This is a genomic window from Streptomyces sp. DSM 15324 (assembly GCF_001514285.1).
Classification (GTDB): domain Bacteria; phylum Actinomycetota; class Actinomycetes; order Streptomycetales; family Streptomycetaceae; genus Streptomyces.
On sequence record NZ_KQ949024.1, the window covers coordinates 599734 to 613848 of the forward strand.

Sequence of the window (14115 nt, forward strand, 5' to 3'; positions counted from 1 at the left end):
TCCGGCTCAGCTGCCGGGCAGGCACCGGACGACGTAGGTCATGTGCTGGACGTTGCCTGCCCAGAGCCATTCCGTGGGCCCGCCCGTACCGCCGCCCAAGGTGACGGGCCCGGCCGCGCAACCGCGCAGCCAGGACTCCCCGGCCCCGGCGGTCGCGCCCCGGAATTCGGGCAGATCGAGGATCTGCCGGGCCGCCCGACGGTTGACCGCGATCCGGTCGTCTCCTCGGGTCAGCACCTTGGAGAGAACGAACGAGCTCTCTGTGGTGTAGCGGAGCGCACCCCAGGGCGGGCCTCCCTTGCTGTTCCGCTTCGGGACCTGGGTGAGCGCCGAGACGGGCTGCACACCGTAGTCGCCGTAGCCGAGCAGCGGAAGGTAGGCGCGGGCACTCGCCCGTACCTCGTGCCACATGTGCCAGTCGGTGCGGGGCTCCTCCCGCAGGCCCCGTTCCAGCATGTCGCCCGTGAGGCGGGGGAATCCCCCGGCGAGGACGGCGGCGGTACGCCACGGGGCCAGGGGAATCAGGGCGTCGAGGGCGCGCAGCGCCTCCTTGCCCGCGTCCGGGCGGTCGCCGAGGACGCCGCCCATGTCCAGCAGCAGATCGACGGGCACGGCCGGATGGGCCCGCGCCAGCAGGTCCCGGACGGCTTCGGTGGTGTCGCCGTCCCACTCACCCGTGACGGTGACCCGGACACCGACACCGCAGTCGCAGCGCCGCGCCGTCTCCAGGGCCGCGGTCTGCTGCGCCTCGGTCCGCTCCGGTCCTGTGACCGGGCGCAGCCGGCCCAGCCCGCTGTAGACGAGAAGGGCGTCGGCGAGTGAGGAGATCTGGGCGTCCTCGGCGAAGGGAGCGTCGACCCATCCGCCGTGGTGGCGATGCACCCGGCTCACCGGGTCGACGAACTTCCGGACGGCGGAGTCCGTCTTCGCCGGCGCCACACCAGGGAGTGGTGGAAGGTTCCACAGGGGCATGAGTGCGGCCCGGACGTCCGGCCGCAGACGGCGATAGGCCTCCGCCGCGTGCGGCCGAGCCGGCAGAACGGGAACGTAGAGCGGTTCGGACATCGCGGCTCCCCCTCGGCACTGCCCGCGCGCTTTCCCTTCCCGTCAGGGTCCGGGTGGTCAAGGCAGGTGAAAAGAGGGCCCTTTCGGTCTGAATGGCTGAAGTGCGCAAGTAGTGGACACAGGCCATCCTGGGCCAGGCCGTCGGCACCCACACCGGTCGTGGGGGGCGGGTGTCCGCGCGATGACCGCTCGCGGTGCGACGACCTGTTCCTGGTCGGCGACACCCATCAGCGCATCTACAAGAACCAGGTACCGTTGGGCAGCCTGGGCATCAACATCCGCGGCCGGTCCTCAAAGCTGAGTCTTCCTGCCGGGCAGGCGTTCCCGGACTGGGCCACCGAGCGGGAGGGCGTGGCCGCGCTCATCAAGGAGTGGGACGCCGACTCCGACACGGGCATTCCTCACGAGCACGGAGCCGGCCGCCGAAGTGGCGGCCGGCTCCTGCCGTTGTCAGACGATGGTGCCGTCGAGGGCATCGACGGCACCCACGCCTCACCGGACGCGCAGGCAAGGGGCGGGACCTGCGCCGCGCCGTGCCCGGCAGCGACGCTCCCCCACACCCCGGTCGGGCTCCGCGTGATCGTGGGCAGCCGTCGTGGCCCGGGGCCTGGCCGGCCCCGCAGGACATCCGGCAGGGAGCCGGGGCGGCGGCCGGGAGGCAGACGGGCTTCGTCGGCGGCTGCGGGACTTCTCCGCCGACCGGCGTCAGGCGAGGGGGACCGTGCGGGGCTCGCCCCGGCGGAACACCGTCCAGGTGCGAAAGCCGATGTCGTGCAGCACGCGCACCACGTCCGGGTACTGGTCGCAGACGCGCTCGGGGACGTGGGCGTCGGAGGCGAAGGTGAGGGGCACGCCGAAGTGGTGGGCGCGCTCCAGGAGGTCGTGCTCCGGGTACCAGCCGCCGTGCATCTTGGTGCCGCCCGAGGTGTTGACCTCCATCACGGCACCGGCGTCGCGGATCGCCCGGAGCATCTCGTCGGCCGCGGCCGGCGCGGGGACGGTCCCCAGTTCCGGGTGGTTGCCCTTGAGGGCGTCCACATGCCCCATGACCTGGAAGAGCCCCGAGCGCGCGCACTCCGCCACCGCACGGAAGTACCGTCCCTTGACCGCGGCCAGTTCGTCCTTGCTGTCCTCGCTGTTCTCGAGGGTCTCCCAGCGGGTGGTGTCGAAGATGTCCCGGCCCTCGAACATGTGGACGGAGCCGATGACGTAGTCCAGCGGGTAGCCGGCCAGTTCCCTGGAGTAGGGGTCCATGCGGCCCCGGAAGAAGTCCGCCTCGGTGGAGACGAGGATCTCGATGCTGCGGGCGAACTCCTCCTTCAGCGCGAAGGCCTCGGCCATGTACGAGGGGAACTCCGACTTGGGCATCGCCACCGGGGGCAGCGCGTGGTCGGCTTGCTCCGCGAACATGGGTGTGTGGTCGGACAGGCCGAGCACCTTGACGCCCTTGTCGAGCGCCGCCGTGACGTAGTCGCGCAGTGAACCGGTGGCGTGCCCGCACCGCTCGTGGTGCGTGTGGAGGTCGATCACCGGCTCACACCGCCAGGTATCCGCCGTCGACGGGCAGGTCGGTGCCGGTGATGAAGCTCGCCTCACCGGAGAGCAGGAACGCGATCGGCGCCGCGATCTCCTCGGGATCGGCGAACCGCTTCAGCAGGAACTTCCCGCCGTGTTCGGGCGCCGCCTCGGCCGTCGCCCGGTCCAGGCCCAGGGCCTCGCGGTGGAAGCGCTCGTTGTTGGCGTTCCAGACGGTGCCCGGGCTGACCGAGTTGACGCGGATGCCGCGCGGGGCCAGTTCCTGGGCCGTGCACCGGGTGAAGCCGAGTACGGCGGACTTCCCCGTGTTGTACGTCAGGTAGCCGCTCTGCGAGATGTGCGCCGAGATCGAGGCCATGTTGACGACGGCCGCGTCGGCGTCGCGCTCCGGGAGGCCCGCCACGAACTCGCGGGTGACGATGGAGAGTCCGACGATGGTCGGGTCGAGCGCGGCGTGCCAGTCCTCGGCGGTCGCCTCCAGCCCCTTGAAGACGAACCCGGCAGCCAGGTTGACCAGCAGTGTCGGCCGGTCCCAGTCGTCCGGGAGGTCCGCGAAGGCGGCCTTGACGGCAGCGGTGTCCATGACGTCGCCCACCGCGAGCCGGACCTCGTACCCCTCGGCCGTCCACTTCTCGGCCGCGGCCCGGCCGTGCTCCGCGCTCCTGTCGTAGACCAGGACCCGGCAGCCCTCGGAGCACAGGCGTTCGACGACCGCGGCTCCGATGCCCTGCGCGCCGCCGGTCACCATCGCGGTGCGTCCGGCGAGTCCTCGTGCCCGGCCCCTCATCCTGCCAACTCCTTCGTGGTGGTCCATCGTCCGACGAGGCGGACGGCCTCGTCGCGGTCGAGATTCTCGGTGGCTCCGTGCGGGGACAGCGTCCGCCCGGCGCCGTCGGGGACGTCCGGGTCGGTGGCGAGCGCGGCCACGGCGTCCAGATCCACGCCCGCCCGGACCAGGGCCCGGCCGAAGGAGGTGCCGTCCAGGCCGTCGCCGTCCCCGGCGGTGAAGTACCGCCAGTTCTGGAACATGCCCTCCAGGTGTCCCGCGGACAGGTGCACGGCGTTGCGCCCCTCCGAGAGCTCGATGCCGTGCTCGCGGGCGAGGGCCCCGAGGGCGCCCCGCAGCGATCCGGGTGCGGCGCGGAACGGGTGCAGCTCGCCGAGTACCGCGTCGCGCAGCTCCGCCACGGGTCGCGCGCTGTGGCACTCCAGCAGGCCGACCAGGGCGTTCGGGGTGCGGTACCCCTGGTCCAGGGCCGGCAGGAAACCGTTGAGGACCACCGTCGGCCGGCCGCCCACCTCGGTGACGGAGGCGTACGAGCCGGAGCCGAGCTTGGTGATGCCCGCGTCCCGGCAGCGGTCCTCCAGCGCGCGCGGCGACAGGCCGCCGTGAGCCATCGCCACGTAGGCCGGGAGGACGTCGCGGACGCCTGTTTTCTCCCGCAGGGCGTCGAGTTCGCGACGGGCGCCGGAGGTCAGCGCGGCGACGCCGTCGACGGCCACCCGGTGCAGGCGGGGATAGTGCAGCAGCAGGTCGCCCCGGGCGGCGAAGTCCGCGGCCGGGACCACCGCGCAGCGCAGGACGGACACTCCCTGGCGGCCGAGTGCCTCCACCGCCGCCGCCGACATGTCGGCGGCGTGCGGGGCGGCCATGACCTCGGGCTTGACCACGACGGCGACGTGACTGCCGCTCTCGGGCGCCGGCGCCTGCGGCCGGCCGCTGTCGGTGCGGCGCCGGGTGTCCAGCGCCGCGGCCGACAGGGCGCGTACCTCTTCGGGTGTCACCACAGGGTGATGCCCGTCTCGATCAGTTCCGCCGTCAGGTCGCCGGAGCTCGCGACCGTCTTCTCCACCAGCTCCTTCAGCGCGGTCTCGTCCGCGTCGGGGGAGGTGACGACTACCTCGTCCGGGGCCTCCAGCGGGGCTTCCTTGGAGGTGAAGATGTGCACCTGCGAGGGGCCGCCGAACCGCTCGTGGACCTCGCGGGCCAGGCGCATGGCCATCACGTTGTAGATCTTCCCGGTGTGGTCGAGCGGGTTCTTGCCGGCGGGCGCCTCGATGCTCATCGGTCGCATCGGGGTGATGAGGCCGTTGACGCGGTTGCCGCGGCCGACGACACCGACGTCGCCGGTGTCGGCGACGGAGCCGATCGCGGTGAGGTACGGGCGGCCGTTGCGGTCGGTGGCGTTCATCAGCATCTGCACGTCCTCGATGCCGAGCGAGGCCACGTACGCTTCGAGCTCCCGCTGGATGACGGACTTGCGGGCCCAGTACTGGTCCATCGTCTCGATGCCGGCCGCGAGGAACGGCATGTTGACGACGAGGCTGAACGTGTTCCGGCGGCGGCTGCCGAAGACCTTGACGTCCCAGCCGGTGTCGGCGTGGCGCTTCTTGAAGTCGGCGCCGTTGACGAGGTTCTCCAGGCCGAGCACCACCGTCTCCAGGCGCGACAGCGGCGCGTAGCCGTGCAGCAGGTTGGTGTCGTTGGAGACGAGACCGGGGGCCCGCAGCGGCACCAGGTCGGCCGCGGAGGCCGGCTGGTAGCGCGAGACGCCGCGGCCGGAGCCCTGGTGGTCGACGATGCCGAGCTCTACCACCAGGTGCCGCTCGGGATCGAAACCGGTGGTGACCTCGGAGAGGACGTCGGCGGCGGCACGGAACATGAGGTCGTGCACCGGGATCTCGGTGGAGCCGACGCGGTAGGCGCCCTTGCCGAACACCTTGACCCGGTACGGGGCGGTGATCTCGCCCCGCCCGAAATCGACGTCGGCGCCCCCGCCGTACAGCGTGACCTTGTCGAACCAGTGATGGGCGACGCCGCCGAACTCCTGCAGACAGTGCTGGGAGTAGTAGCGGGACATGCGCTCCGCCATGGCGTCGCACATGGTGTCGGGGTGGCCGACGCCCTTGCGCTCGACGAGCTCGTAGGGGAGGTCCTCGACGGTGCGGGAGTCTCGTTCGATCGACAGCATGGCCATCTCTTCTCGGGTGATGAGGGGGAGGTGGGAGAACGGGGGACGGTCAGGCGCGCCAGGGACGCGGTACCCGGCGGGCGGAGGCCCCGTGGGTGTCGGCCCAGCGCCGGATCGACCGGTACAGCACGTCCCGCGTGTCCGCGACCCGCACGGTGACCTCGAAGGGGTCGATCACCGACAGGTAGCCCTGGTAGGCGCGGAAGGCGGTCACCTTCAGCACCTGCGCCCGGTCCAGGTACTCCTCGGCGAACGGCAGGTAGAAGCGGTTCCACTGCTGGGGCGTCACGTACGGCAGCCGGTCCAGCGGGGTCACGTCGTGCTCGGCGCGCCAGTCGTTCAGGGCCTCGAGGACGGTGTCGAAGGCGTCGCCGACCCGCTGGGCGCCGTCGCCCCGGCCGAGCACCGACAGCCGGTGCCCCTGCGGTTTACCGGAGTCGAGCAGCCGGATCACGTGCTCGGCGACGTCGTCGGTGCTGACGATGTCCAGCAGGCCCTTCTCCTCCGCGACGAGCGCGGGCACGGCGCCGTTGCACATCGCCGCGGGCAGCCAGAAGAAGCCGCTGTAGCGGTCGAGCGCGCCGTCCGCCCGGGAGCCCATGACGATCGGGAAGCGCACGATGTCGGCGCCGTCCCGCTCGGCGTTGACGATCCGCTCGGCATGCGCCTTGGACCACTCGTAGGAGTTGCGGTAGGCGTCGCGCGAGGGTGAGGTGATGTCGCCGTGAAGGCCCGTGACGAAGGACGAGGACAGGTGGACGAAGTGGGTCTCGGGGCCGGCCAGGGAGAGCACCGCGCGCAACGGCACGACGTTGGCGTCCTCGGCGTCCTCGTCGGGGAGGTTCCAGCGGGTGTCGGCGGCGCAGTGGACGACGGTGTCCCAGGGGCCGCGCAGCTCCTGCGGTGGCTCCTCCGTGCCGATGTGCCAGGCGGAGTGGTGCTCCCCCTCGCCGCCGCGGCGGCTGACACCGTGCGGTGTGTGGCCGACCGCCCGCAGCGCGCGCATGACGGCGCTGCCGACGGCCCCCGTGGCTCCGGTGACCAGGATCCTCGCGGGCACGGTCACGAGACCGCCGTGATCCGCCGCTCGATGGCGTGCAGCATGTGCTCGGCGTTCTCCCGCAGTGCCTTGGTGGCGACGGGGTTGAGCATGTCGGCGAGGAGCGGGATGCCTATCTCGAAGTCGACGACGAAGGTGACGACCGAGGTGTCGTCGCCGGTGTCCTCGACGCGCCAGTACCCGTTGAAGACGTCGAGGTCCCCGGAGACCTGGTCGAAGGACATGACCCTCGCGTCGTGGTCGAGCGTGTCGGCCTCGATCCACTCCAGGACCGAACCCTTGAGCAGGACGGACCACTCACTGGTACGGGCCCCGGTGTCGGTCTCGCCGATCACGGTGACCGACTCGACGTTCTCCATGTAGGCGGCGTAGTCCTCGAGGCGGGTGACGGCCGTCCAGGCCTCGGCCGCCGGGGCCTTGATCGGCAGGTTGACCTCGACATGCGGCATGGTGGTGTGTCTCCTTGTCTGGTGCCCGGGGTGGGTTCCGTGGCGTCCGGCGGCAGCGGCCGGGCGTCAGTCGGCCGGGTCGAAGGTGATCTCACGCCCGGTTCCGAAGCTGCCGACGACCTCGTCGCAGACCAGGAGGGACGGTGGGTGGTGGTGGGCGGCAAGCGAGTCGAGCGCGAGCCCGGCCTCCTGCTGTCCGCGCCCGTAGAGGCGGCTGCCGACGACCGGGGTGAGGAGGGACACCACCCGGTCGCGGGTGTCGCTGAGGGTGGCGCGCAGGCCCACCGCGGCCGCCATGGCCGCCGCTCCGTCCAGGGTGCCGCTGTCGATGTCCGCGGCGAGCTGGCGGCAGGCGCTGCCGAGGGTCAGCAGTTCGCGGGTGGCGCGGCCGAGCAGGGCGGTGCGCGGGCCGAAACGCCGCGAGGCGTTCACACCGTGGTACGCCGTGTCCAGCAGGCCGCTGAGGACACCGTGGTACGTGGCGGTCAGCAGCACCGAGAACCAGGCCATGCCGTGGGTGACGTTCTCGTCGATGACGTCGGCGGGGCCGCGGTGGAAGACGAGCCGGTCGTCGACCTCGACGTCGCGCAGGACCAGCCGGGCGGTGTCGGACTCCCGCATGCCGAGCGAGGGCCAGTCCCCCTCGGCGTCCAGTCCGGGCGAACTGCTCGGGATCAGGGCGAGGATGGTCTCGTCGGTGCCGGTGACGCGGGCCGTCAGGCAGACCAGGGTGGCTGTGGTGGCCAGCGAGCAGGGGTACTTGACGCCGCTGACGCGGTAGCCCTTCTCCGTCGGGACGGCCTCGGAGCGGCTGGTCATGAAGTTGGGGCTGCCGCCGGGCTCGGCGAACGCGGACGCCACGAGGGCGCCGGAGCGTGCGATGCCCTCCAGCAGCATCCACGTGGTGTCGCGGTGCCGTCCGAAGTAGTCGACCATCAGGCCGACCGTGAAGGCGTGCATGTTCAGGGCGACCGCGGCGGAGGGGTCGAGCCTGCCGAGCGTGCGCTGCGCCGCGGCCGTCTCGGCCAGGTTCGCGCCGGCGCCGCCGAGGTCCTCGGGGATCGGCAGCGCGGCGTATCCGCCCGCGGCGAGGTCCTTGATGCGTTCGGTGCCGGTGACTCCCTCGCGGAGCGGGGGCGGTGTCCACGCCGTGCTCCAGCCGGCGTCCAGCAGAGCCCGGTGCGGCGGCACGCCGTCGTCGGGGTGTCCTGCCGTGTTCTCGGCAGCCGTGCCCATGGTTCTCCCTTCGCTCGTCCCGGACCGGCCGGCCCGGTGGCCCGCGTGCCCGGCTCGCCGTGACGGATCGACTCTAGGCAGCGGGGACGCCGTAGTTCAGCGGGTGTTTCTTTGTGCGGAACGCGAGATCGCGCGGATGCGGCCCGGCCGGTCGTCACAGGTCCGGCACGGGCCTCGCCCGGCCCGTCGTCACAGATCGAGCAGAGTGAAGAACGCGTCCGGCACGGGAGCACCGGGCGTCACGAGGACGGTGTCCCAGCCGAGGGCCGCGGCGGGTACGAGGTCGAGTTCGGCCGAGTCGCCCACCATCACCCGGCGCTCGAAGTCGCCCTCGCCGATCTGCCGGAACGCGCGGGCGTCGGGCTTCTTCGGGCCGCCGTCGGCGGTGAACAGTCCCCGGTCGAAGATGTCGGGCGCCCCGGCCTGGCGCAGCAGATCCCACATCAGGGTGCCGGGCAGGTAGCAGTTGGACAGGAGCCGGAGCGTGTGGCCCGCCTCGTGCGCCCGGCGCGCGGCCTTCGCGACCGGCGCGCACAGCACGTAGCCGTCGGGGTCGGCGCAGCCCAGCGCCCGCCACAGGGCCCCCTCCACCGCGGCCCGCTCCCGGACGGCGCCCTGGGCGCGCAGCGCGCCCTCCATCAGGTCGAGGGTCGCGGGCTGCGAGGCGTCCGGGTCCGTCATGGCCTCGTACAGGGTGCCGTACACGGTGTGTACGACGACGCCGGCGGACCTGGTGTCCAGCTCGAGCGCGTCGGCGAGGACGACGGTGAATCGTTCCGGACCCGGCAGCGGCCGGGACGTGACCAGGGTGTCGAAACAGTCGAAGACGACGAGCGCGGACATGGGTCTCCCTCTCTGACGGCGTCCCGGATCCGGCGGCGTACCGCTCAGGACCAGGAGAGTTTGCGGTGGTCGGCCCGGAAGAAGACGAGGGTGACGACGGTGAGGCCGGCCGTGAAGGCGCACAGGACACCCGCCGGGAGCAGGACGTCCGCGACCCCGCCGCCGCGCAGGATGACCTCGTTGAAGCCGCGCATCGCCCAGTAGCTGGGCACGGCGGGAGCGAAGGGCTCCGCCCAGTCCGGCATCGCCGACTGGGGGGTCAGGGCGCCACCGAGTCCCGCGAAGACCAGGGCCAGGAGGTTGGCGATGACGCTGAGCTGGGAGATCGTGCGACACAGCGCGACCAGCGCCATGCCCACCATGACCACGCAGAGCGCCAGCGGCAGCGCCACCACCACCAGGGCGAGGTAGGAACCCGTCACCCGCAGGTCGAACAGCGCTCCCCCGGCCCCGAAGATGACGGCGAGCTGGAGCACCGCGGCGGCCAGCGGCACGACGATGCGCGCGGCCAGCAGCTCGACCGGGCGGGCGGTGCTCGCGCGCAGCCGGTCCCAGGTGTTCCAGCCGTGTTCGCGGAACATGGCGAAGCCGACCACGTTCACCAGGAAGAAGAGGAACATCACCGCCATGCCGGGGACGCCCTGTTCGGCGCCGTTGGCGTCGGCGGCCTCCCCGCCGGCCCGCAGGGCGGCGCGGAACAGCGGCTGCATGAAGCCCATGATGAGCAGCGGCATGACCGTGCGGACCACCAGGGGCGCGGGGTCGCGCAGCAGCAGCCGGACGTCCTGCCGGACGAGGGCGGTGATCCGTGTCAGTGCCCCGTCACGCATGCTGTTCCGCCTCGATCCTGTCCGTGCTCGCGTGGTCTTCCCCGTTGTCGCTGTGCTGTCCTGCGGTGAGTCTGAGGAAGACGTTGTCGAGGCTGGGCCGGACGACGCGCAGGGCGGACAGCCGGGCGGCGGCGTCGCCCAGGGCGGCCAGCACCTGGGCCGTGACCAGGTGGGGCTGTTCCACCCGGACGAGGAGCGTGTCGCCCTGACGGGTCACCGGCCAGGGCAGGTCGAGTTCGGGAGGCGCGCCGGAGAAGACCAGTTCCACGGCGCTGTCGCCGTGCCGCCGGACCAGTTCGTCGACGGAGCCGCGGGCGATGATCCGCCCCCGGTGCAGGACCGCCACGTCCGCGGCGAGGTCCTCGATCTCGGGGAGGTAGTGCGTGGAGTAGCAGACGGCGGTGCCCTGCGCGGCCAGCTCCCGTACGTGGGCGACGAGGCGGGCCCGGGTCTCCACGTCGACACCCGCGGTGGGCTCGTCGAGAAGCACCAGGCGCGGCCGGTGGATCAGTGCCATCGCGGTGTGCACACGGCGCTGCTGGCCGCCGGAGAGCCGGGACGCGGGGCGGTCCATCAGTTCGGTGAGCGCGAGGGGTTCGGCGACCTCCTCGGTGCGCCGCCGGGCCTCCTTGCCGCGCAGACCGGCCAGTTCGGCGAAGAACTGGAGGTTCTGCCGTACCGTCAGAGGCGGGTAGATACCCAGTTCCTGCGGGGCCAGGCCGAGTTCGCGGCGGGCCCGGCGCGGATGCCGCGTCACGGAGTGCCCCAGCACCTCGATCTCCCCGGCGTCCGGCCGCACCAGGCCCGCGACCAGGGACATCAGCGTGGTCTTGCCCGCGCCGTTGTGTCCCAGCAGGCCCACGATCATGCCCTCGGCGATCTCCAGGTCGACGTGGTCGAGGGCGATCGTGCCGCCGTAGCTCTTGCCGGCTCCGCGCACGGAGAGGGCCGGTGGCCGGTCCGGGGCACGGACCGGCCCCGCATCAGTCGGCACGGCGCGTCCAGGCGTCCGGCAGCAGCGGGGGCAGACCGACGCGGTCCATCAGAGGCTGCCAGGTACGGGCGAGTTTGAAGCCCTTCATCATGCCGCTGCCGGACCGGACGTCGGGCAGCGGTTCGGTGTACCCGAGCTGCGCCTCGGTCTCCGCGAGGTGGTCGCGCAGCCGCTGGAGCCACGCCTCACCGCGCTCACCGGCCGCGTCCAGCCCCTCGGAGGCGAGCGCCGTCCCGGCCTCCGCCTCCTCGACGGGAAGACCGGCGAACGGATCGAAGGCGGCCTCGTCGTGGCCGTACATCAGCTCACCCTCGGTGCGCAGCCCGCGGATCGACAGCGACAGCTGGATCAGGTCGTACGCCATGAGGACGGCGACCTCGCCCTGTCCGGCGGCGACGGCGCCCTCGACGTCCTCCAGGCGGGCCCGGCAGCCCAGGAGGAGACGGGCGGCGCCGTGGCCGCGGAAGGTGAGCAGCCGCCGGAGGTCGGCGGACGCGTCGGCGGGACCGGTGGCCGTACCGCCGGTCACGGTCGTGGGGGAATGCGTCACGCGGGAACCTCCGGAGCCGGGTGGGCGACACCGAGCCACACCATGTTGTGCGTGAAGAGCGGAAGAAGATCCTCGGGGGGTGAGGTGCCGGCCGGCCCCGACCAGACGACGCCGTCGCTGTCGGCGGCCGGCAGGCCGAGCCGCCGTACCTCCAGGGCCCGCAGCTGCCAGCGGTCCACGACCGTGCGGTCGTCCAGTTCCATGGCCCCGGCGCCGGTGGCCCAGCGCAGCACGGTGTGCAGCGTCCCGGCGGGACCGACGAGCCGTTCGACGGCGTCGAGGCAGAACGGCACCCGCTCGCGGGGATCGGCGGGCGTCAGGACGGTGCGGAGCAGCCGCAGGTTCTCGTGGTCGCCGAGCACCTTCAGCTTCTCGCCCGCCCACTTTGCGGCGAAGTACAGTTCCCCGCCGTCGACCGCACGGGCGTTCAGCGCGGCGACGACCGCCTCGCGGGCCCGGACCGCGGCCGTCAGCGGCTTGGCGTCGAGGAGCCAGCGGGCGGCCTGGGCGAGCCGGTGCGCCTCGACCACCCACCACTCCCGCAGGACGTCCGCGAGCCACGGCCCGCGCAGCCCCGCATGCCAGACGTCCCAGGGCTCGGCGACCGCGAGGGGCAGTCCGAGGGCGAGCCGGGAGACGGTGCTGAGGGTACGGCGCCGGTGGTTCCAGGCGTCCTCGGTGACGCTCTCGAAGCGCGGCCACGGCTCGGCGGTCAGCGCGGCGGCACTCGCCCGGACGGTGCTCGCCCGGCGGATGCCGATGTCGATCAGTGTGCCGTGCTCGTGGGACTGGATGGGGAAGCGCTTGAGATTCTCGTTCTCGACGAGCACCAGGAGATCGAGGTCGCTGCGGACGTTGCCGAAGCCCGCGAGCACCGACCCCGCGGCGACCGCGAGGGCCGGCGTCCCCATGCCCTGGTCGGCCTCCTTGAGCACGGCGTCCTTGCTCAGTCCCCGCAGGTCGAGGAAGGCGGCGAGGCGCCTTTCCAGGACATCCGGTTCGGGGAACGCCGCAGCGCCCGGGGAAGTGGTCTCCATGCGTCGGTGCACCTTTCGGATACGGACGGCGAGGATGATCATCCTGACAAGGGCGTTGTCCGGGTTCAACGCGTGTTCCGGCAGCCGGAACACCGCTTCACAGGGACGCGCGCGGGGGGCTAGAACCGTGTCCCGACAGCTGCGGACCGTCCGCCCCGCCGACCGGCGGCATTCCCGTGAGGGGCACCGCGTCGTGCGGTCCGCGATCCGCCGGACCACGGAAGAGGACAAGGCTGCGCACATGACCTCGAACACCGGTGACAGGACGGCCCGGGAGGCGCTCACCGCGATCCGGCGGCACCTCTCGCCGCAACTGGCCCTCGTCTACGGCATGAACGGCTCGGGCGCCGTCGAGGTGCGGGGCGAGGGCGCGCGGATGCACCTCTCCGACGGCCGCACCGCGCTCGACTTCGGCAGTTACGCGGTGACGCTGCTGGGCCAGCGCCACCCGGCCGTGGTGGCGGCGGTGCGTGACGAGCTGGACGCGATGCCGGTGTCCAGCCGGGTCCTGGGCAACCGGGCCACCGCGGCGCTCGCCGGGGCACTGGCCGGCTGGGCCGACCCGGGCCGTCTGACGAAGGTGTGGCTGGGGCTGAACGGCTGCGACGCGGTGGAGGCGGCGCTGAAACTGGCCCGCCGGGCCACCGGCCGGCGGCGGGTGATCGCGGTCGAGGGCGCCTACCACGGCAAGTCCATGGGCGCGCTGGCCGCGACCTGGAACGCCCGCTACCGCGAGTCCCTGGAGCCGCTCCTCGGCGGGGTGACCCACATTCCCGCGGACGTCTCCGCGGTACCCGGCGCCTTCGAGGGGGAGGAGGTCGCCGCCGTCCTGTTCGAGCCCGTGCAGGGCGAGGGCGGCGTACGGCCCCTGGACCCCGCGTTCCTGAAGGCCCTGGCCGACGCGGCCCGCGCCCACGGTGCGTTCGTCATCGCCGACGAGGTGCAGACCGGGCTGCGCCGCTGCGGACCTCGCCTGGTCAGCAGGAGCCTTGGTCTCGAGCCGGACGCCGTTCTGCTCGGCAAGGCGCTCGGGGGTGGGGTGCAGCCGGTGTCCGCCGTGGTGGCGACGCCGGAGCTGTACGCGCCGCTCGCCGCGGACCCCTTCGCGCACACGACCACGTTCTCCGGGCACCCGCTCGGTGCCGCGGCCGGTGTGGCGGCGCTGCGGGTGGTGGAGGAACTCGCCCCGCGCGGCGCACACTTGGCGGAGGTCTTCGGCTCCGGCCTGACCCGGCTGGCGGAGCGCCACGCCCCTCTGGTGACCGCGGTGCGCGGACAGGGCCTCCTGTGGGGCGTCGAGTTCGCGACGCAGGCCGCCGCCGGCGAGGTCCTGATGGAGCTCGGCCGCCGGGGCCTGATCGTCTCGCCCTGTCTGGGCCGGCCGGAGGTGCTGCGGCTGCTGCCGCCGCTGGTCGCCACGGACGAGGACGCCGAGGAGGCACTCGCCCTGCTGGATGCCGTCTACGCGGCGGTGCCCGACGAGTTCCGGACGCCGGCGGCCGCGGCCCGGCACTGACCGTCCGATGCCCCGCTCCACGACCGT

Annotated in this window: 14 protein-coding genes and 1 pseudogene; 2 read left to right on the forward strand and 13 right to left on the reverse strand. The window is 72.6% G+C overall.

Translation table 11 applies throughout. The features are described from left to right. Positions 1-6 precede the first annotated feature (6 nt). Positions 7-1065, reverse strand: a complete 1059-nt coding sequence (locus AQJ58_RS08765; RefSeq protein WP_067246967.1) for a beta family protein — start codon at positions 1063-1065, stop codon at positions 7-9. A 172-nt stretch (positions 1066-1237) separates the two neighbouring features. Between AQJ58_RS08765 and AQJ58_RS45845 the strand changes: the two are divergent. Continuing rightward, positions 1238-1473, forward strand: a pseudogene (locus AQJ58_RS45845) (DNA helicase); the annotation flags it as partial. 297 nt (positions 1474-1770) lie between these two features. On the opposite strand, the gene AQJ58_RS08770 reads toward AQJ58_RS45845, so the two are convergent. From AQJ58_RS08770 to AQJ58_RS08825, 12 genes are all read right to left on the reverse strand, one after another. Next, entirely contained in the window at positions 1771-2595 is an 825-nt protein-coding gene (locus AQJ58_RS08770; RefSeq protein ID WP_067246969.1) for a histidinol-phosphatase, read from the reverse strand. A 4-nt stretch (positions 2596-2599) separates the two neighbouring features. Further along, a complete protein-coding gene (locus tag AQJ58_RS08775) occupies positions 2600-3388 on the reverse strand; it encodes an SDR family NAD(P)-dependent oxidoreductase (RefSeq protein ID WP_067246971.1) in 789 nt (262 codons plus the stop codon). Further along, positions 3385-4386 carry a hypothetical protein gene (locus AQJ58_RS08780; RefSeq protein ID WP_159056221.1) on the reverse strand — a complete coding sequence of 334 codons (1002 nt, stop codon included), beginning with the start codon at positions 4384-4386 and terminating at the stop codon, positions 3385-3387. Before AQJ58_RS08780 ends, AQJ58_RS08775 begins: the two co-directional genes overlap by 4 nt. Further along, the gene (locus tag AQJ58_RS08785) at positions 4383-5573 is read right to left on the reverse strand and encodes a methionine adenosyltransferase (RefSeq protein ID WP_199844548.1); all 1191 of its coding nucleotides are present in this window, start codon (positions 5571-5573) and stop codon (positions 4383-4385) included. The genes AQJ58_RS08780 and AQJ58_RS08785 overlap by 4 nt, the downstream gene beginning before the upstream one ends. 49 nt (positions 5574-5622) lie before the next feature. Beyond that, a complete protein-coding gene (locus AQJ58_RS08790; RefSeq protein WP_067246980.1) occupies positions 5623-6639 on the reverse strand; it encodes an NAD-dependent epimerase/dehydratase family protein in 1017 nt (338 codons plus the stop codon). Then, positions 6636-7082, reverse strand: coding sequence for a type II toxin-antitoxin system RatA family toxin (locus tag AQJ58_RS08795; RefSeq protein WP_067246983.1), 447 nt, complete (start codon positions 7080-7082; stop codon positions 6636-6638). The genes AQJ58_RS08790 and AQJ58_RS08795 overlap by 4 nt, the downstream gene beginning before the upstream one ends. A 66-nt stretch (positions 7083-7148) precedes the next feature. Next, positions 7149-8318, reverse strand: a complete 1170-nt coding sequence (locus tag AQJ58_RS08800; RefSeq protein ID WP_067246984.1) for an acyl-CoA dehydrogenase family protein — start codon at positions 8316-8318, stop codon at positions 7149-7151. A gap of 189 nt (positions 8319-8507) precedes the next feature. After that, positions 8508-9161, reverse strand: coding sequence for an HAD family hydrolase (locus AQJ58_RS08805; protein WP_067246986.1), 654 nt, complete (start codon positions 9159-9161; stop codon positions 8508-8510). A gap of 44 nt (positions 9162-9205) precedes the next feature. Beyond that, positions 9206-9991 carry an ABC transporter permease gene (locus tag AQJ58_RS08810; RefSeq protein WP_067246988.1) on the reverse strand — a complete coding sequence of 262 codons (786 nt, stop codon included), beginning with the start codon at positions 9989-9991 and terminating at the stop codon, positions 9206-9208. Next, complete coding sequence (locus AQJ58_RS08815) at positions 9984-10985, reverse strand: ABC transporter ATP-binding protein (RefSeq protein WP_067246990.1); 1002 nt, start codon at positions 10983-10985, stop codon at positions 9984-9986. The genes AQJ58_RS08810 and AQJ58_RS08815 overlap by 8 nt, the downstream gene beginning before the upstream one ends. Further along, positions 10975-11535 (reverse strand): hypothetical protein, encoded by a 561-nt coding sequence (locus AQJ58_RS08820; protein ID WP_234359994.1) that lies wholly within the window; start codon positions 11533-11535, stop codon positions 10975-10977. The genes AQJ58_RS08815 and AQJ58_RS08820 overlap by 11 nt, the downstream gene beginning before the upstream one ends. Beyond that, a complete protein-coding gene (locus AQJ58_RS08825) occupies positions 11532-12572 on the reverse strand; it encodes a hypothetical protein (protein WP_067247759.1) in 1041 nt (346 codons plus the stop codon). The genes AQJ58_RS08820 and AQJ58_RS08825 overlap by 4 nt, the downstream gene beginning before the upstream one ends. A gap of 241 nt (positions 12573-12813) precedes the next feature. Between AQJ58_RS08825 and AQJ58_RS08830 the strand changes: the two genes are divergently transcribed. Beyond that, entirely contained in the window at positions 12814-14088 is a 1275-nt protein-coding gene (locus AQJ58_RS08830; protein WP_067246997.1) for an aspartate aminotransferase family protein, read from the forward strand. Positions 14089-14115 lie beyond the last annotated feature (27 nt).